This window comes from Gilvibacter sp. (assembly GCF_013214815.1).
Lineage (GTDB): Bacteria > Bacteroidota > Bacteroidia > Flavobacteriales > Flavobacteriaceae > Gilvibacter.
In genome coordinates this window covers 14,272-31,134 of record NZ_JABSPU010000012.1, presented here as the reverse complement: position 1 = coordinate 31,134, position 16,863 = coordinate 14,272, and the positions used below count along the sequence as shown (strand labels likewise).

At 43.4% G+C, this 16,863-nt stretch carries 21 protein-coding genes; 15 read left to right on the top strand and 6 right to left on the bottom strand.

Annotation, left to right across the window (positions count from 1 at the left end):
* Window positions 1-7 precede the first annotated feature (7 nt).
* The 8 genes from HRT75_RS04370 to HRT75_RS04335 all read left to right on the top strand — a co-directional run bounded on the left by HRT75_RS04370 (window position 8) and on the right by HRT75_RS04335 (window position 4,464).
* On the top strand, window positions 8-496 hold the full coding sequence (locus HRT75_RS04370) for a hypothetical protein (RefSeq protein ID WP_291183070.1): 489 nt from the start codon (window positions 8-10) through the stop codon (window positions 494-496).
* On the top strand, window positions 496-750 hold the full coding sequence (locus HRT75_RS04365) for a hypothetical protein (RefSeq protein ID WP_291183068.1): 255 nt from the start codon (window positions 496-498) through the stop codon (window positions 748-750). Before HRT75_RS04370 ends, HRT75_RS04365 begins: the two co-directional genes overlap by 1 nt.
* Window positions 743-949 carry a hypothetical protein gene (locus tag HRT75_RS04360; protein ID WP_291183066.1) on the top strand — a complete coding sequence of 69 codons (207 nt, stop codon included), beginning with the start codon at window positions 743-745 and terminating at the stop codon, window positions 947-949. Before HRT75_RS04365 ends, HRT75_RS04360 begins: the two co-directional genes overlap by 8 nt.
* A gap of 39 nt (window positions 950-988) precedes the next feature.
* Window positions 989-1,846, top strand: a complete 858-nt coding sequence (locus HRT75_RS04355) for a hypothetical protein (RefSeq protein WP_291183064.1) — start codon at window positions 989-991, stop codon at window positions 1,844-1,846.
* 263 nt (window positions 1,847-2,109) lie between these two features.
* Window positions 2,110-2,484, top strand: a complete 375-nt coding sequence (locus HRT75_RS04350) for a VOC family protein (RefSeq protein WP_291183062.1) — start codon at window positions 2,110-2,112, stop codon at window positions 2,482-2,484.
* Between the two features lie 27 nt (window positions 2,485-2,511).
* Window positions 2,512-2,859: a YciI family protein gene (locus HRT75_RS04345; protein ID WP_272831687.1), complete on the top strand. Its 348-nt coding sequence runs from the start codon at window positions 2,512-2,514 to the stop codon at window positions 2,857-2,859.
* Complete coding sequence (locus HRT75_RS04340) at window positions 2,859-4,094, top strand: sigma-70 family RNA polymerase sigma factor (protein WP_291183059.1); 1,236 nt, start codon at window positions 2,859-2,861, stop codon at window positions 4,092-4,094. The genes HRT75_RS04345 and HRT75_RS04340 overlap by 1 nt, the downstream gene beginning before the upstream one ends.
* Window positions 4,081-4,464 carry a GNAT family N-acetyltransferase gene (locus HRT75_RS04335; RefSeq protein WP_291183057.1) on the top strand — a complete coding sequence of 128 codons (384 nt, stop codon included), beginning with the start codon at window positions 4,081-4,083 and terminating at the stop codon, window positions 4,462-4,464. Before HRT75_RS04340 ends, HRT75_RS04335 begins: the two co-directional genes overlap by 14 nt.
* Before the next feature lie 75 nt (window positions 4,465-4,539).
* On the opposite strand, the gene yiaA is transcribed toward HRT75_RS04335, so the two are convergent.
* On the bottom strand, window positions 4,540-5,019 hold the full coding sequence (gene yiaA / locus HRT75_RS04330) for an inner membrane protein YiaA (protein WP_272831684.1): 480 nt from the start codon (window positions 5,017-5,019) through the stop codon (window positions 4,540-4,542).
* Window positions 5,020-5,181: 162 nt separating this feature from the next.
* Here yiaA and HRT75_RS04325 point away from each other — a divergent pair, with 162 nt between their 5' ends.
* Window positions 5,182-6,648: a hypothetical protein gene (locus tag HRT75_RS04325; RefSeq protein ID WP_291183054.1), complete on the top strand. Its 1,467-nt coding sequence runs from the start codon at window positions 5,182-5,184 to the stop codon at window positions 6,646-6,648.
* Between the two features lie 47 nt (window positions 6,649-6,695).
* Window positions 6,696-7,082, top strand: coding sequence for a thiol-disulfide oxidoreductase DCC family protein (locus tag HRT75_RS04320; protein WP_291183052.1), 387 nt, complete (start codon window positions 6,696-6,698; stop codon window positions 7,080-7,082).
* Here HRT75_RS04320 and HRT75_RS04315 read toward each other — a convergent pair whose 3' ends face one another.
* Window positions 7,083-9,611 carry a M14 family metallopeptidase gene (locus HRT75_RS04315; protein ID WP_291183050.1) on the bottom strand — a complete coding sequence of 843 codons (2,529 nt, stop codon included), beginning with the start codon at window positions 9,609-9,611 and terminating at the stop codon, window positions 7,083-7,085. It abuts the gene before it with no gap.
* A gap of 438 nt (window positions 9,612-10,049) precedes the next feature.
* Between HRT75_RS04315 and HRT75_RS04310 the strand changes: the two genes are divergently transcribed.
* The 3 genes from HRT75_RS04310 to HRT75_RS04300 all read left to right on the top strand — a co-directional run bounded on the left by HRT75_RS04310 (window position 10,050) and on the right by HRT75_RS04300 (window position 12,123).
* Window positions 10,050-10,982 carry a hypothetical protein gene (locus tag HRT75_RS04310; RefSeq protein ID WP_291183048.1) on the top strand — a complete coding sequence of 311 codons (933 nt, stop codon included), beginning with the start codon at window positions 10,050-10,052 and terminating at the stop codon, window positions 10,980-10,982.
* A gap of 161 nt (window positions 10,983-11,143) precedes the next feature.
* Window positions 11,144-11,596 (top strand): hypothetical protein, encoded by a 453-nt coding sequence (locus HRT75_RS04305; protein ID WP_291183046.1) that lies wholly within the window; start codon window positions 11,144-11,146, stop codon window positions 11,594-11,596.
* Between the two features lie 182 nt (window positions 11,597-11,778).
* Complete coding sequence (locus HRT75_RS04300) at window positions 11,779-12,123, top strand: hypothetical protein (protein ID WP_291183044.1); 345 nt, start codon at window positions 11,779-11,781, stop codon at window positions 12,121-12,123.
* 47 nt (window positions 12,124-12,170) lie between these two features.
* On the opposite strand, the gene hemL is transcribed toward HRT75_RS04300, so the two are convergent.
* From hemL to HRT75_RS04285, 3 genes are read right to left on the bottom strand one after another with little or no spacing between them, the layout of a single operon-like run.
* On the bottom strand, window positions 12,171-13,460 hold the full coding sequence (gene hemL, locus HRT75_RS04295; protein ID WP_291183042.1) for a glutamate-1-semialdehyde 2,1-aminomutase: 1,290 nt from the start codon (window positions 13,458-13,460) through the stop codon (window positions 12,171-12,173).
* Between the two features lie 6 nt (window positions 13,461-13,466).
* Window positions 13,467-14,336 carry a glucosaminidase domain-containing protein gene (locus HRT75_RS04290; RefSeq protein ID WP_291183040.1) on the bottom strand — a complete coding sequence of 290 codons (870 nt, stop codon included), beginning with the start codon at window positions 14,334-14,336 and terminating at the stop codon, window positions 13,467-13,469.
* Window positions 14,337-14,339: 3 nt separating this feature from the next.
* Window positions 14,340-15,245, bottom strand: coding sequence for a pyridoxal-phosphate dependent enzyme (locus tag HRT75_RS04285; protein ID WP_291183038.1), 906 nt, complete (start codon window positions 15,243-15,245; stop codon window positions 14,340-14,342).
* A gap of 138 nt (window positions 15,246-15,383) precedes the next feature.
* Here HRT75_RS04285 and HRT75_RS04280 point away from each other — a divergent pair, with 138 nt between their 5' ends.
* The gene (locus tag HRT75_RS04280; RefSeq protein ID WP_291183036.1) at window positions 15,384-16,139 is read left to right on the top strand and encodes a hypothetical protein; all 756 of its coding nucleotides are present in this window, start codon (window positions 15,384-15,386) and stop codon (window positions 16,137-16,139) included.
* Between the two features lie 2 nt (window positions 16,140-16,141).
* The gene (locus HRT75_RS04275; protein WP_291183034.1) at window positions 16,142-16,411 is read left to right on the top strand and encodes a hypothetical protein; all 270 of its coding nucleotides are present in this window, start codon (window positions 16,142-16,144) and stop codon (window positions 16,409-16,411) included.
* A gap of 99 nt (window positions 16,412-16,510) precedes the next feature.
* Here HRT75_RS04275 and HRT75_RS04270 read toward each other — a convergent pair whose 3' ends face one another.
* Window positions 16,511-16,837 (bottom strand): hypothetical protein, encoded by a 327-nt coding sequence (locus HRT75_RS04270; RefSeq protein ID WP_291183032.1) that lies wholly within the window; start codon window positions 16,835-16,837, stop codon window positions 16,511-16,513.
* Window positions 16,838-16,863: the final 26 nt, after the last annotated feature.

The following is a 16,863-nucleotide window of genomic DNA, read 5'->3' as shown; positions in this document are numbered from 1 at the left end:
TTCCCGTATGGAGCATTCGGTTTTTGAATTTTCAAGCGGACTTTGTCATGTTATGACGGATAAGATCGTCTTTAATCAAAGTACGAATCCGGAGGAACGCTACGGCCTGCCGTCAATAAAACCCTCAGACCTGATCACACCAAAACTGATCCCAGTCTTGTTCTTTTTAGCACTGATACTTTCCATTGTTTTGGGAGATCCCTTTGACAACCTTTCGCCTTTAGTACTACTGATACTGGCTATGTTTGTCTTCTTTTGGTTTTATGATCATGGAGTATCTCAAACGCAGATGATCCCCATGGAAAATCTACTGCTTGTAAAATATAAAACCATCATACTGGGAGAATCTCAAGGCTATTTTATATTCCATTTTAAAGATGGGGATGGTAAAAAAAGGCACCGGGGCATAAAAATGAAACCCTTCACTGAGGGTAGTAAAGATTCTATTGAGACCGCTAAGTCTTTATTCACTACTCGCGGAATTTTTCAAAGCTGATGCAAACCTATTTTACCACACAAAAAGGCTTGTGCCACGTTTTAGAAGATCGTTTGGTGTTCAATCAAAGCAGCAATCCTGAAGAACTTTTTGATATTGACGACACCTACAGCGTGGTATCTCCACTGTGCATGGCGAGCGCCTTACTCGGCCTATTCATATATTATTTAGCCACTCAAATGGCGAGCTTTCAAAACTCAGAAGTGGTTCATATAGTCTTTGTGGTTTGTGCATCAGCAAACCATATTGCGTAAAGATTTTGTCAAGATCAAGACCAGCCCAGCTTTAATGCAGAAGGCCTACAGACACTTGGTTGTTTACTACCGCAATGAAAAAGGCCGCCTGCGCAGACACTACATTATGCTGCGCCCGGAAAGCCTCGGTGGTAAGGAAGATTTAGAGTTGGCGCAAAGTATTTTTACCGCTCAAGGATACCCGCCTCATAATTTTTAGATAGATCTCGCGTTTTTTAAGCAACACTAGACTATCATTATGAAAAACACTTCCATTGCATTCTTGCTCTTATTTGTGCTGCCATTGACTGCGGTTTGCCAGCGATCCATGCTTTTTAAAACTGCTTTGGACGAAGCCTTTGTGAGTGCCACTTTTAGCGGTAACGAAGACAGTCCGCACTACTACAAGCCCATCAATTTAGAAGTGGTCAACAATGAAAGCGAAGTGTTGACGCTCATTATCAATACGGGGCAGATCTTGTATTCAGAAAACCCAGATGTGCAAGATATCATCATTACTCGCGGGGAAGAGATCACCCTAAAACCTCAAGAAAAAAAGACCATTCCACTTTACGGAATGAGAATACAAGAATTAAATGCCGCCCCAGACGCCAACGCAGTCTACGAACTGGGGGAAATGGCCTCGGGGAATCTGAGAACCTTGGCTGAGCGTATCCGTAAAGAAGAAGCCTACGGGATAGCGGGCCAACAAGCTGTTTGGGCCTTGACCAATGGACGCCCAATAGCTGAAATCAATTCTATGGACATTGCTCAAACCAGCGAAGCGCGCGGTTTGGTGATGGACCTTATAGATTCAGACACCATTACGGTTGCAGGAGAGACCGTCCGCCGTCCGCAAGGCAATGGGCTCATTAAACGATCCATGAAAGGAAAATTTGAGTACCGCCTCTCCAAAGAGTCTAAGGTGCATATTGCGCTGTTCAATCAGGACAATATTGTCTTGGACGAACTTTTCTTTGACGATACGGTAGCGCCAGGGTCACATAAATTTGATTATGCCCTGGATCATATGATCGACCCAAAAAAATACTATTACGTGCGTTTGATCATAGATGGTGAGATCAAGATCAACTTTGAAATGAAACCCCGCAGTTAGGCTCCGCCAAAAAAAATAAAATTCTTGTCCCCCTTTTGCAAAACAGCTTCGTACTAAGAGTGTAAATATTCATTAACTAACTCCCGAAGTGCGTGATAGAACTTTGTAGTGAGGCTAGAAAATGCAAGAAAATATTGCTGTTTGGAGATTTAAACCATAGCAGCGCTACGGTTAAATCGAAAACAGCCTAAACAATATTTTGCAGCAGTTTCTAGACGTAATAAATTTTCTATTGCGGAATTCGGGATAAAAAACTCTTAATTATGAAAAATGCATTAAACTGGTTTGAGATCCCAACTACGGATTTTGACCGCGCAAAAGACTTTTATCAAGCTGTTTTTCAAGCAGAAATGGAAACCTTAGAAATGCCTGAGTTTGATCAGGTGATGGCTTTCTTTCCCTCAGACCAACAAGAAGGTGTGGGCGGAAGTATTGTAAAAAGTCCAGACGCCAAACCATCTCAAACGGGCTCCATCATTTACTTAAACGGCGGCGACGACTTGGCTCAACCGCTAGCGCGGGTTGAAGCTGCTGGAAGAAAGATCGCAATCCCGAAAACGGCTTTGGGACCGCATGGATTTTTTGCGACCTTTACAGATACTGAAGGGAATCTGGTTGGATTTCACTCACCAAACTAAACTACTCAACAATTAAAATATACAATCATGAAAGATTTTATGATGATCTTCATTGGAGAGACCTATGCAGACATGGGACTGTCTCCAGAACAGCTACAAGAACGCATGGGTAAATGGTTTACCTGGAGCAATAAAATGGAAGCCGCCGGAATTGTAAAAGGCGGTGAAGCTTTGCACGACCCTGTGCGTAGAATCTCAGGGCCGGATCGGGTGGTGACGGATGGACCCTTTGCAGAAAGTAAAGAATTGGTTGGCGGATACTTTATTGTAAGCGCCAAAGACATGGACGAAGTTCAAGAAATAGCGCAGGACTTCCCAGATTACGATTTGGGTAGTACGGTTGAGATTCGAGAAATCATGGTCTTTGAAGACTAATGGATAGTCAAGTGGTCGATCATCTTTTCAGACACCAATACGGAAAGATGATCGCTGTCTTGACCAACTTTTTTGGGTTATCGCATCTGGAGTTGATTGAAGATGCGGTACAGGATACCTTTGTCAAAGCCACACAACAATGGCGAAAACAAATTCCAGAAAACCCAGAGGCCTGGTTCATCAAATCGGCCAAAAACAGAACCATTGATCTGCTCAGAAAAGTCAAAGCAGATCAGCTCCGCAGTGAAAAATTGGCACACGGAGCAGCGAGCATTCACCTCAACGATTTGTTTTTAGATCTCGAAATAGAAGACAGTCAACTCCGCATGATCTTTGTGGCCTGTCACCCAGAATTGGCTCTGGAGGAACAATTGGCCTTTGCGCTAAAAACCATCTCGGGATTCTCCCTAAAAGAGATCGCCGCCGCCCTACTCACCAAGGAAGAGACCATTAAAAAACGACTCTCCCGAGCTCGTAAAAAGGTCGCAGAAAAAAAGATCCGTTTTGAGTTTCCAGACAAGGCACAGATCCCTGCCCGACTGCAAGGTGTTTTGCGAGTGATCTATTTGATCTTCAATGAAGGCTTCCACTCTACCAAACGCGAGGCACTTATTGACCGCGAACTCTGCGGAGAAGCCCTGCGTTTGAATCAACTGGTGCTTAAAAAAGAAATGCTGCGCTCCGGCAGCAGCTATGCCTTGTTTGGTCTGCTTTGCTTCCACGCCTCCCGTTTAGAAAGTAAACTCAGTGAAGACGGGCAGCTTATAGATTTGGAATCACAGGATCGATCGCTTTGGCATTTTCCACTGATCAAAGTGGGTAACGACGCTATGAATAAAGCGGTGACCTATCCCGATCAATCCATCTATCATTTAGAAGCCGCAATAGCCGCGGAACATCTGAAAGCCAAATCGTTCAAAGACACCAACTGGCGAGCCATTTTGGAGCACTACAAAAAGCTTCAAAAACTGAATCCCAGCGAACTGAATAGACTCAACATAATCATTGTGTTGCTTCAGCTTCAAAAATATGAGCTCGTTCTTGGGCAGCTCTCCACCATAGACGAATCCCTATTGAATCAGCGGGCGTATCTCTTATGGGCTACCTGGGCCGATTTCCATTTTAAAACAGGCGACAAAAAATCAGCCTTAAAGTATATGGATAAAGCCCTAGAGACCGTTAATAATGCATTGGAAAAACACTATCTCTTACAAAAACGCAATGATTACCTATAGCCTAGAACCCGAATTGACTGGGGAAGAATTTCAAAAGTTGTTAATGGCCTCAACCCTGGCCGAACGCCGCCCAAAGGCTCTGGAAACATTAAAGAACATGGTAAAACATGCAGATATTATTTTGACCGCTCGCGACGGGGATAAGTTAGTTGGAGTATCCAGAAGCATCTCCGACTTTACCTATTGTACCTATCTCTCTGATCTGGCTGTAGACGAGGCTTATCAGCATCAGGGCATCGGCAAGGAACTCATCAGGCTGACTAAAGCGCAAGCGCCTGAAGCAAAATTGATTTTGCTTGCGGCTCCAGCAGCCCGAGAATACTATCCCAAAATTGGTATGACGCAGTTCGAGTATTGTTTTTACCAATAAAAAAGCCCCGACATCATTACAATGCCGGGACTTCAAAGGCAGCTGCTCTCGCATCAAAACCTCTTCCAATTTGCGTTAATTCTTCTCTGCGCGTTCCAAGAATTTAATGTCCCGCGTATTTTTTTGTACCGCCACCGCAGCAAAGAGTGCCAGGGTAAATGACATGCCGTAAAAGCCTTTTTCACTGAGGTCGATGTCTGCGTTCCATAGCCCAATGATGAGTAGCAATATGGATGCAATAGTAGTGAACCAACTGATGCCGTAGTAAATTTCAGTGACGGGAATTCCCTCCAAACGGTCACGAACACTTTTCTGTACTGACACCACACTGAATAAACCGAAAAGGAGAATGGTGAAGTAATATCCCTTCTCATTGAGTTCCATACTTACGTTCCACAGTCCGACACAATAAGAAACCATTCCAATAAAGAGTGCTGTCCATGAAGCCGACACGAAAGCCGAGGTAGGTTTGCAATCGAAGTTCTCTGGGTCAACGGTCTTAGATTTAAAAGGAGCGTTGACTGGTTTTTTGGTTTTAAACACTTGATCTTCCATAATTCTTGTTTTGATGATTTATGTTTTGATTACAAGGCAAATATGGATCGATTCGAATAGGCTACAAACACAAAATTTCTCAAATACTTACGTTTTATTTAATACATTTAATCTTATAATATAATATTTATGGTACTTATATAATTATTTACTTACGTTTAAATGATTGAATTAAGAGAAACGATTGCCTTGTTAGATACTGATGAGCAGCTTGCCTTTAAAAGGCATTTGGAAGGATTGAACCGCAGATCGGACACCAAGAACACAGATCTATTCCAAATGCTTTGCAAGGGAAAAACAGAGGATCTGGATATTGCCTTATACGGAAAACCGAATAAGAATGCCCTCTATGTACTGAGCAACCGTATACAACATCGCTTGATTGATTTTATAGCCACTCAGAGTTTTGCTAAAGAGACCTCAGCAGACATGAACTGCCTTAAACTCTTGCTGGCCAGTAGAATCTTTTTTGAACAGAAAAAGATCAAACTCGGCTTCAAAACCTTAGAAAAAGCTTTAAACGCCGCAACGCAAATTGAAGCCTATTCCATCCTCAATGAGATCTATCAAACCTATCTGCAGTACGCCCATTTGCAACAGCACAGATCTTTACAAATGCTACTTGAACAGGCTCAAATCAACAACGGCCTCTATCTGCAAGAGCTCAAGATCACCACACTCTATGCGCAGTTTCAAGAGAAGAACAGCTCCGCAACAAAGATCCGCTTTGACCAGCAACTGGCTACTGCACTTGAGGCTGCTTCCCTAAAGTTAGATCACCACTTGAGTTATAAATCCCTCTTTCAACTACTCAGCCTTGCCACGGAATACGCTCAAAAGAATCAGGCCTTTTTTGAGATATTGGAGTTTTGTCAGCAGATCAAAAACCTCATCATTTCCAAACCAGAGCTTCAAGGCCGATACGCTTTGTACCGTATGCGAAGTTTACACTTAATAGCGCTGAGTCTCTTTAGAAATAAACAACTGAGTAAATGCCAAGATACCGTCTCTCTTTTAGTGGAGGATCTCAACAGTTATTCCAGCTATAAAGCCTTGCTGCAAGACAAAGTTGCGCTTTTGCAAAGTCTGTTATTCTTCTACGGAGGCGCTCCACAAAGGGCCATAAATCTGCTAGACAAACAACCCAAAACAGACCTGCATGCACAACTCACCCTTTGTATGTATTTTTTTCACCAAGGCGATTTTGATAAGGTGAGTCAATTGATGCGCGGGCTGAACCACAGCGACGCTTGGTATGAAAAGAAAATGGGTTGGTCTTGGGTAGTGCAGAAAAACATCATTGAGATCCTGCTCCTTATTGAACGAGACAAACTGGATCTGGTATTGTTGAGACTGAATCGATTCAAAAGGCAATTCAAAAAAATCCTCAAAGAAAAACAACAACAGCGTGTGGTAGCTTTTCTTAAGATTATAGACATCTACTACCAAAATCCCAGAGTGTTACAAGACGAGGCATTTGTAAACTCGATTAGTACTCAGCTCACCCAAAAGAATCCCTTGGAAGAAGACATTTTTGTCATGAGTTTTTACGCCTGGCTCAAGAGCAAGATCACAGGAGAAACACTCTATCAAACCACTTTGGATCTACTAGACACCCATGGAAATTAGCCGCTAACTGTAATGCGAGCCTTATCGCCTACGACTACATAGGCATCATGGAAACTACAACTACAAAAGACATTATCATTTTTGACGGAGAATGCAACCTCTGCAACGGCGTTGTAGGTTGGCTGCTAAAATTTGCTCCAGCGGACCTCTTTAGCTTTGTCCCTTTTCAATCTCCAAAAGGTCAAGAATATCTAAAGCAATTCGGTTTTAATACCGAAAGACTTGAAACGGTGATACTCATTGACCAAAACGGAGTACACACGCACTCCGACGGCTTTCTGCGCGTAGTTGGTAAGATCGATAAATGGAAACGGGTGACTGCTTTATTGGCCTTTATTCCAAGATTGATCCGTGATTATATCTACAAGACGGCTTACAAAAATCGCGTCCGTTGGTTTGGCAGCTCTAGCAGTTGTGCTATTTCTTTGAAATAGTTAATCCCTAGGCACTCTGATCTCCGACCCTAAGAATAGGGCATTTAAAAACAGACGGTTGGTACCGTACCACGAACCTCTAAAGTTCGGGTTGTCTGCAAACATCACCACACGACCGCCACCTACAGGACTTACAATAAGCGAGGCAGAAGGCTTGATCATCTGCTCCAGATTATCTGGAGAAATAAATCCATCAATATGTGGACTGGCTGTATACTTGGCTACCGTACTGTATGAACTTGAACTAGGTTGCAAAAAGACCAAGTTGTTTTTGTAGACCGGTAAACGCGAGGAAGTGTATCCAAATCCAAGCGGATGGGTCAGATCCAAATCGGTCTCTAAAATAACTCCACCTACACGTTCACGGCCAATATTCTCACCGGCATCCACATAAGGCTTGCGCTCTACAGTAGTGTCTTTTTTATCTTTACTCTGGGTGAACTTTTCATTGACCAATTTTCTACTTACCGCCCAGCGCGATGCATTGGCAATGGTGATCAAGGTATTGCCTTGTCCCACCCAAGATTTTAGTCGATCTATCTGCGTAGAATCCAGTTCGCGATAACTTCCAGAGACCATTACTAAGGTGTTGTAACGATCCAGGTCAGCAAAAGAAAAGGCGCGCATTTGTATTTTAGTTATCGGCATACGCACCCGCGTATCCAACAAATGCCACACTTCTCCTGCCTCATAAGAATTAACGCCATTCCCAATAAGCATAGCTGCCTTGGGTTGATCCAATGCTCTAAAATTGTTGCTTCCCAGATCAATTCCCTTTGCACTAAAACCGGTATTTACAGCATACAGAGGTACTTCAAAAGCAGCTTCAGCCTCTTTAATGATGGTATAAACTTCTGCAGCTGACAGGCTTTGTTTTGAAACCGGAATCATCACTGTTCCATAATCAAAGGATTGTTCTCCTGCATGCGTCACTATACTAAAAGGCTTAAAGGCAGCATTCACCACGATGCCTTTAGACTGAAAATGGTGCAAAGCAGCTGGCGCATTATAATCGTTCCAATCCATTAAATAAGCATAACCGCTTTGCGGCACATTCTTCACATTGGTTATTCCATCTGTGGAAGTCACTGGTGTGCCTCCCGGATTGCGCGTTTGCCCTCGGTAAGGAACATTGTAAAAATTAGCAACACTCCAAGAAGAGGCGTCATAGAACACCGAATCACGATAGCTTTTATAAGTTTCAAAGAAAGACTGCACCATACGACGTTGTGGCTGGGCCAAAGGCACTGAATATTGATCGCCGCTTTTGTAGACCTCAATTTCATGCAACAACAATTTGTCAATAAAGGCCTTCATGCGGTTGCCGTCTGTTCCTTTATTAAAGGCATAAGCAGCATAGCCCGTAGGCGCCTTTTCGTTTACTGCGGATTTAAAGAAGTCTTGTTGGTATTTTCTAAGCGTACCTTTATTCTCAACAGCAGCCTGCACGGTAGCCATGCTAGAAGTGTATTGGTTTCTGATGGTAAACGGAAAGGTAATCTCTCCAAAAGCAGTTTCTTGGACATGCCCGCGGGAACTCGCCTGCTCAAATAAAAGCGCTAAAGCCCCTTGCAAGTCCGGATAGGAAGACCCATAACCGGGATAGGTTCCGTCAAAGGATTCCTTGGTATAATAGAAAGACCCAATTCCGTTTAAAGCGTCTTCATAATAGGTTGCAAAAAGATTGTTTAGGTCCTCATAGTTTTCTTTGGGCATAATAGGATCTAAGGACCCGATGGGTTTCATCGGTTCAAAGAAATAGGTGGAATTGGTGCCCATCTCGTGAAAATCGGTAACCACATTCGGATACCATTGGTGGTACCAATTGAGCTTCCCACGACTTTCTGGGTTGATTCCCAACAACCAATCTCTGTTGAGATCAAACCAGTAATGGTTGGTACGCCCTCTTGGCCATGCTTCCCAGTGCTCTGCATCCATAGGATCAGAAACCAAAGGATTTGCCTTGTATTGATTGGCCCATTGGGTATGTCTGTCACGCCCGTCAGGATTGATGGTAGGATCAATCATAATGATCCCGTTCTCCAAATAGTTGAGTACTTGAGGATTGTTAGAAGCCACCAAAGTATAGGCGGTGAGCAATGCAGCTTCCCCTCCAGAAGGTTCGTTTCCATGCACATTATATCCTAACTGAATAAAGATGGGCAAACTCTCGTAGGCGCTCGGAGATTGCTTGGGATCTACATACTTTAAATGTTCCGCTTTTATAGTTTCAAGATTTTGCAAGTTTGCTGGAGTTGAAATAGTCAACATCACCAACTTACGACCCTCATGAGTCTTTCCATAAGTGGCTATTGTTGCGCGGTCAGACACTTGTGCGAGCATTTTAAAATAAGCTACCATCATATCGTGGCGGGTATGTTGAGATCCGATAGGGTACTCCAAATAGGCCTCTGGAGAAGGAATGTCAGGATTAAAAGGACCTTGATCCTTCAAGAAATAATCTTGTGCCTGCGCAGCCGGAATCAGCAATAAAAAAGAAAGGATGGTAAGGGAAAGAAACTTTCGCATGAGTAAAGTGTTTGGTTGAAGCATAAAATTACGGAAATATTAGTCCATAAAAAACACCGCCCCTAAGCCCCCCCTTGGCAAAGGGTAACTTAGAGGCGATGAACTTCCAACCAAAAAATAAAAACTACTTCCTTACCTTACTTAAGAAAGCAATGCTTTGTGCAACCAAGGCGACAACAGGCTTTGAGCTGTGCAGAATACAGGACTAATTAAACAATATGGCCTGCTGACTGCCGTTGGTTTGCTATAGTGAAACTCTTGACGAGTTGTAGTGTTTAAAAGAACTTGATTCGAAAGTAACACAGTGTGGCAATTCATAAAACCTACATCGAGTTAAATGGTCATTTCTCTGAGTTAAATGGTCGTTTGCCTGAGTAAAGCAATTTCAGGTTTTTGATATCCCCTTGGTTTTGGTATATTTAGCAACATTTTTACGCTATGAAACTTTACCGACTTATCTTTTTCTTCGCTTTGGCGTTGGCTGTGACCGCCTGTAGCGATGACAACTACTCGCCTAGCGACGACACGACCACAGACGATACTTCCACCACGGATGACACCACGGACCCAACTGATGACACCACTGGCGGAGGAGACACTACTACAGATCCGGATCCAGTAGATTTTACAGACAAGCTTTCAGAATTGCCTGTATTTGATGGCAACTTAAGTGATCTTACTCCTCGTGATGGAGTTTATCTTTACGAATTAAACTCTGGTCTTTTTACAGACTACGCAGCCAAGCAGCGTTTGATCCGCCTGCCAAACGGCCAGTCCATGGAGTATGCCGGAGACGATCAATTGCCTGATTTTCCAGACAAGACATTAATTGCCACAACCTTTTATTACATCAGCTATATCGATAGCAATGGAGTAACTCGTAATGTGGACTATATCATTCCTTCTCGTTCTGAATGTATTGTATGTCACTTCAACAACGCGGTTACTACGCCAATTGGACCTAAGCTTCGCAGCTTGAACTTCAATCCGAATAACGAGTATGTGAACATCAACCAATTGCAGTACTTCATCAATGAAGGTATTTTGACCTTTGCTCCAGACCCAGCTTCTTTGGCCCTATTGCCAGATTGGGAGGACGACACTGCTTACACCTTGGAAGAGCGCGCAAGAGCCTATATGGACATCAACTGTGCGCACTGTCATAATCCTGATGGTGTGGTAGGAACCTTTGATATGGACTTCCGCTATGAGACCGCCTTTGACGATTCAGGTATTTATGCCAATCGCGGAGAAATTGAAGCCAGAACACTCTCTACTTTAGTAAACTATCGTATGCCTCAGTTAGGCCGAACCGTAGTGCATGAGGAAGCAGTAACTATGTTGGTTGAATATTTGGAGTCACTAGACTAAGCGCAACATTAAGAAATTTTAAACCGCCCTTCAAGGCGGTTTTTTTATATCCAAATTTTTGTACTCTAAAGTTAATTAGTGTTAAGAATTCTCAGGCAGATTAAACGCTTGGGATTTTGTATAGTCATAAGGGCAAACAAAACATTAAAACTTTAGAAATCATGAAGAATATTTTAATCCTTATGCTCGCCCTTACCACCACAGCAGCTTTTGCACAACGTGGACACCGAGGTCATAACCCACAACACGGCCCCCAAGCAGAAATGCTCAAAGATTTTAGCGCAGAACAACTGGCGCAATTAGAAACCAAAAAGCTCACTTTAGCATTGGATTTGGATGCTGATCAACAAGTCGCCATGTTGGAAGTACAAACCAAAATAGCTCAAGACAAAAAAGCGATGATGGAAGCAGTCAAAGCGCGTAAAGAAGCCGATGAGATCAAAAAACTCACTACGGAAGAACGCTTTGATAAAATGGACGCCGCCTTGGACAAAAAGATTGCCATTAAAGCCGAGATCAAGTCGATCTTAAATGCGGATCAATATGAGAAATGGGAGAAAATGCAACACCAAAGAAAACGCGGTCGTAAAGGAAGACATGCCAAGAGAAAGTAAATTTTAACAGTTGATTTGTAGTTGAAAAAGCCAAAAAAACGGATGAAAAACGTGTTTTTGGCTTTATTCTTGTAAACCCTTTCTTGTAAGTAAATATTTAGTACATTAGTACACTCAGGACGGCCTAGATGGCACTAATGCCCCCAAAGGTTCCTGCTTGAACTAAACAAAAAATTTAAGAAATGAAACGTATTTTCAAATTAGCGCTTTTGACCTTGGTACTTGGATTGTTTTCCCAAACCATGAATGGACAAACGTTTACTGCAAGTGGAGATAAGCCAGATGAAATGGCTAAGGCGGAATTGGCTCAATTGGACAAAGACCTGAACTTAAGCGATGAGCAAGAACGCACCTTGTTCCGCGCTATTGTAAAGCGTGAAGTAGAATACAGAAAGAGTGTTAAGGGAAAAGACCCTAACAACCCGAACGTTGCTCATGTTGCTCGTAAACTGGAGGAGAACTTCAACAACAGCATGAAAGAGACGCTTACTGACAAGCAATACAAAAAATGGTTGCGCAAGCAGTAACCATTTAAACGATAAGAAAAAAGCGCTTCCTAACGGAGCGCTTTTTTTTATGTCAATTCCTTAAGGGCGTTGTTTGAGGCTGTAATGGTCTTGTCAATATCCTCATAGGACAAGGCGTCATTGAGGAACCAAGATTCAAAGGCAGACGGCGGCAAGTAGATTCCTTGGCGCAACATGCTGTGAAAATACTTTTTAAAGTTGTCATTATTTCCAAGCGCTGCAGTGTCAAAATCAGTTACGGGCGTTGGACTAAAGTGTACAGAGATCATGGACCCCAATCTGTTGATGGAATAGTCCAAACCACTTGCAGCCAAACCTTCTTCTACACCGCGGTGCAGATAAGCAGTCTTTTCATTCAAGCTTGTAAATACTTCTGGTTTTTTGTGAAGTGTAGTCAACATGCTTAATCCAGCAGCCATGGCAAGAGGGTTACCACTTAAAGTCCCGGCTTGATATACCGGACCTTCTGGAGCCAAATGACTCATGATGTGCGCTGGTCCGGCAAAGGCACCTACCGGTAAACCTCCTCCGATCACCTTTCCAAAGGTCACCAGATCCGCACGAATGTCCATAAGTTCTTGTACACCACCAGCAGCCAATCTAAAGCCAGTCATCACCTCATCAAAGATCAAAAGGATCTCTTGTTGATCACATAAAGACCTCAAGCCTGCTAAAAATCCATCTGCAGGAGGAATACATCCCATATTCCCAGCTACAGGCTCCAGAATGATCGCTGCGATCTCTCCAGGATTTGCTGCAATGATCTCTTTGACCTGCTCCAGGTCATTGTATCTAGCCAACAAAGTATCCTTCGCAGTTCCTTGAGTGACTCCAGGACTGTTGGGGTTTCCAAAAGTAACGGCACCACTACCCGCTTGAATCAAAAACGAATCACTATGTCCGTGATAACAGCCGGCGAACTTGATGATCTTTTCACGCCCCGTATATCCTCTGGCCAAACGAATGGCACTCATACAGGCCTCTGTTCCGCTATTCACAAAACGGATCTTATCAATTCCCGGAACCATTTCCACAGCTAACTTGGCAATTTCAGTTTCCAAAGCTGTAGGCATTCCATAAGATGTTCCCTTTTCAGCTCTTTCCTTGATCGCATCAATCACAGGAGCATAGGCATGCCCCAAGATCATCGGTCCCCAAGAACTGATATAATCAATAAGGGTATTGCCGTCTTCACCATAAAGATAAGCTCCCTCAGCGCGTTCCACAAAGATCGGATCGCCACCAACGGCTTTAAAGGCTCTTACCGGAGAGTTCACCCCCCCTGGAATATACTGCGCGGCCTCTGCAAATAAGGCGCTGCTGCGTTTGTAAATCATAGCTAATTAGTTTTCAGAACCCACATCCAAGGTTTGACCAATAGAAATGGTGTTGGAAGTCAGTCCGTTTTTGGCCTTTAGCGCATCAACGCTCAGGTTGTGCCTGCGGGCAATACTATATAAAGTGTCTCCTTGTTTTACTACATAAGTGGTTCGGGCTGGATTTGTGGTAGAAGAACCTCCTCCACTAATAGCTCCCCCCGCTAAAACTTCCTCATCCAATCTGTAAAGCTGATAGCGTTCAATAATGCTGATGAGTTTGTTCGGATACTTTGGATCTGTTGCATATCCTGCACGTTTTAAACCTCGGGCCCAGCCTTTGTAATCATCAATCGCCAGATCAAACAAACCGCTGTAGCGTCTGCGTTCGGTTAAAAAGAGCGAATGATCTCTAAAGGAATACTTGGCATCAATGTATTTTCTAAAACATTCCTGTAATTCGTCATCGTCATGATAAACGCGCTCTCCCGTCCATTGGGTATGACATTTTATACCGAAATGATTGTTGGCTCGCTGGGTGAGATCACTCCTTCCGGCTCCAGATTCTAAAATTCCCTGGGCCATGGTAATACTTGCCGGAATCTTGTAGAGTTCCATTTCCTGTTGCGCCACCTGACTAAAAGTTTTAATATACCAGGCAACCGCTTCTGCATAGGTCAAATCCTTTGGAGTGGCCTGAGTGGTATCTGGTTGATCTTGTTGCCCAGTTGAACTTCCCGCAGCAGTCGTGGTGGTTTGCCCAGAGGTATCTGGTTTTGTCGATGTTGTTTGCGTTGTACGTGGTTTGGTTCTTCTTTGAGTCGTTTTCTTTTTTGACCCACATGAACTCAACAGTAAACCAAAAGTAAAAAGTAGGGCAAATATGCGGATAACCATAGCTTAGATTTCGAGCGGCGGAAGACCTTTTTGGGCAATTTTTTGTCGCATTCCTGCTATGCCTTGAAGACCTCCGGTATGCACCGCTAAAATACGAGATTTTTCAGGAAATCTGTTCGCTTTTAACAGCTCAAAAAGTCCAAAAAGCATTTTCCCAGTATAGACCGGATCCAAGGAAATTCCGTATGCTTGTTTAAATTGATTTATAAACGCGATCAGCGGGGCAGTTATTTTACCGTAACCCCCAAAGGCGTAATCTGTATTCAACTCCCAATTGCTCGTAGTGGTCCATTGAGCAACCTCATCAACCATAAAATCGCCTTTAAGAGAAGAGAATCCAATCAACTTTTGATGCTCCGGTGCCGCCTGGCTAATTCCCGCTAAGGTTCCTCCTGTTCCCACAGAAACGCAGAGATAATCATAGTCAATGGTATGTGCTCCGAGTATCTCACCACAACCTTTAAGCGCCAAGGCGTTGGTTCCGCCTTCAGGAATGAGGTATGCCTTCGGAAAACGACCTTGCAATTCGTCCAGATATTCCTTTTGATTTCTGAGACGATACTCCTGACGAGAAACAAAAATCAACTCCATACCCAGGTCAACGGCTTTGCGTAAGGTGGGATTCGCTTCCCACTTGTGTTGTAGTTCGTCTCCGCGGATGATCCCTATGGACCTCATACCATACTCGGCTGCTGCCACTGCAAGAGCAGCAATGTGATTGCTGTAGGCTCCACCAAAACTCAACAGCGCTTCGCTGTCTAGCTCTTGTGCCTCATGAAGGTTATAGTACAACTTCCGGTACTTATTACCCTGTACAGCTCCCCCCAAGAGATCCTCCCTTAAAAGGTCTAATTGCGCGCCATTTGGGGCAGTAATCAAGGGTGTTATTGGTGCTTTTAAGGGTTTCATCTGGTTTATCTAACGAAAATACACCATTCGTCGACAACAACTAGCTATCCATCTAAAATCATCCTACAAAGCCTTGCTGTCGAGGTACTTTCGCTTCAGAACAATTACAAAAACCCAAATCAATAAACACCTATCAAAATGAAAACTTTAAAAAATTTAGCAACTGTTTTTCTTATCGCCGCGACCTTTACAGCGGTAGGACAAGTTGGAATCAACACCACAAGCCCAGATGACGGATCTATTTTAGATATTAACAGTTCAGATAAAGGAGTATTCATCCCTCGAGTAGATATTTCTGACCTAAGCACTATAGACCCGATTACTGATGTTGGATCATCTGCTTCTGAATTAGCAGATGCAGAAAGCCTTTTGGTTTACAACACCAACACTACTACAGGAAAAGGATATTACTATTGGGACGGAGACGAGTGGGTAGCCTTGCGTCGCAACAATGAAGAATTGCCTAAAGCACAGAGCGTATCGTTAACTACCAATGAGATCCTTGCTGGAAGCAGCTTCACTACAGTTCCAGGAATGGTATTGACTTTTACTGCTGAGAAATCAGAAGTGATGCTTAATCTGACCATGTCTGGATTGGCTTATACAAACTCTTTGTCTTACGGATCCTTTAGAGTCTATGACACCACTACCAGCACAGTACTTGGTGGAACTACAACAAACTCGCAATCCATTCACGAGTCGGGTAGTTCAACTTACACCATTACCACCTGGAGTGGAGCCTTCTCAAAACTATTAACGGGATTGACAGTGGGTCAAACCTACGAACTAGAATTACAAGTTAAAACCACCAACCTGTACGGAACAGACGGTATCGCAATCTTCCCAGATTACTACCCAGATACGAACCACGCAACGCTTTCAATCCAGTACTAGTCATGAAATATTTACTACTACTCCCATTGTTCTTGTGCTCACTAACAAGCTTTGCACAACAAAAAGACTCGACAGCTGTAGCTCAGTTTAAAGCCTACAGTATTGAAACAACAAAAAAAACTACGGACACAGTAAAGACGTCTTTAGTTGGAAGACGCGAGCTCACTGCTTATGCAATAAACACCAGTGAGACCAAAGCAAAGGCTAGCGATACGCTTGAACTAGCCACTCCAGAACTTAAGCCTTTTGGAAAGATCAACAACGATCGCTAAGCGTAAACCGCAACTGATTTAGCTTAAACCTATTGCGCATTTGGAATGGCAAGCCGTCTCTTCAATCCGCGGCGAACCGACCCCCCCTCCAATGCGCATTTATAAATACCGAATAAAAGACCACAGACGAAAGGTCTGCAGATAATCAAGATCGGTTTCGTTGGCGTAAGCCTCGCGTTCCATTGACAAATTGCTGTAGGCCTTTTTTCTATTGCCGTATTTTAACCAGCGTAGCCCGAATTCGATCCCATACCACAGATAAAATGGAATGATCAAAAGCTGCAACTGTTGTCTTAAATGAATGCGTTCGTGATTGATCAGAACAGGATCTTTACGCAAGCGCGAATCCCTAACCAAAATAAATGGCCAAAGGGTCATCCCGTAAGTACCTCTAGGAAGCAGGTATCTATTTACCACTACGATCATGGGCTCAAGGTAAGAAAATAGTATTT

Bases quoted from the DNA above. Each gene is read 5' to 3' on its own strand.
- HRT75_RS04370 (WP_291183070.1), top strand. From the start codon at position 8: ATGGAGCATTCGGTTTTTGAATTTTCAAGCGGACTTTGTCATGTTATG.
- HRT75_RS04365 (WP_291183068.1), top strand. From the start codon at position 496: ATGCAAACCTATTTTACCACACAAAAAGGCTTGTGCCACGTTTTAGAA.
- HRT75_RS04355 (WP_291183064.1), top strand. From the start codon at position 989: ATGAAAAACACTTCCATTGCATTCTTGCTCTTATTTGTGCTGCCATTG.
- HRT75_RS04350 (WP_291183062.1), top strand. From the start codon at position 2,110: ATGAAAAATGCATTAAACTGGTTTGAGATCCCAACTACGGATTTTGAC.
- HRT75_RS04345 (WP_272831687.1), top strand. From the start codon at position 2,512: ATGAAAGATTTTATGATGATCTTCATTGGAGAGACCTATGCAGACATG.
- HRT75_RS04340 (WP_291183059.1), top strand. From the start codon at position 2,859: ATGGATAGTCAAGTGGTCGATCATCTTTTCAGACACCAATACGGAAAG.
- HRT75_RS04335 (WP_291183057.1), top strand. From the start codon at position 4,081: ATGATTACCTATAGCCTAGAACCCGAATTGACTGGGGAAGAATTTCAA.
- yiaA (WP_272831684.1), bottom strand. From the start codon at position 5,019: ATGGAAGATCAAGTGTTTAAAACCAAAAAACCAGTCAACGCTCCTTTT.
- HRT75_RS04325 (WP_291183054.1), top strand. From the start codon at position 5,182: ATGATTGAATTAAGAGAAACGATTGCCTTGTTAGATACTGATGAGCAG.
- HRT75_RS04320 (WP_291183052.1), top strand. From the start codon at position 6,696: ATGGAAACTACAACTACAAAAGACATTATCATTTTTGACGGAGAATGC.
- HRT75_RS04315 (WP_291183050.1), bottom strand. From the start codon at position 9,611: ATGCGAAAGTTTCTTTCCCTTACCATCCTTTCTTTTTTATTGCTGATT.
- HRT75_RS04310 (WP_291183048.1), top strand. From the start codon at position 10,050: ATGAAACTTTACCGACTTATCTTTTTCTTCGCTTTGGCGTTGGCTGTG.
- HRT75_RS04305 (WP_291183046.1), top strand. From the start codon at position 11,144: ATGAAGAATATTTTAATCCTTATGCTCGCCCTTACCACCACAGCAGCT.
- HRT75_RS04300 (WP_291183044.1), top strand. From the start codon at position 11,779: ATGAAACGTATTTTCAAATTAGCGCTTTTGACCTTGGTACTTGGATTG.
- hemL (WP_291183042.1), bottom strand. From the start codon at position 13,460: ATGATTTACAAACGCAGCAGCGCCTTATTTGCAGAGGCCGCGCAGTAT.
- HRT75_RS04290 (WP_291183040.1), bottom strand. From the start codon at position 14,336: ATGGTTATCCGCATATTTGCCCTACTTTTTACTTTTGGTTTACTGTTG.
- HRT75_RS04285 (WP_291183038.1), bottom strand. From the start codon at position 15,245: ATGAAACCCTTAAAAGCACCAATAACACCCTTGATTACTGCCCCAAAT.
- HRT75_RS04280 (WP_291183036.1), top strand. From the start codon at position 15,384: ATGAAAACTTTAAAAAATTTAGCAACTGTTTTTCTTATCGCCGCGACC.
- HRT75_RS04275 (WP_291183034.1), top strand. From the start codon at position 16,142: ATGAAATATTTACTACTACTCCCATTGTTCTTGTGCTCACTAACAAGC.
- HRT75_RS04270 (WP_291183032.1), bottom strand. From the start codon at position 16,837: ATGATCGTAGTGGTAAATAGATACCTGCTTCCTAGAGGTACTTACGGG.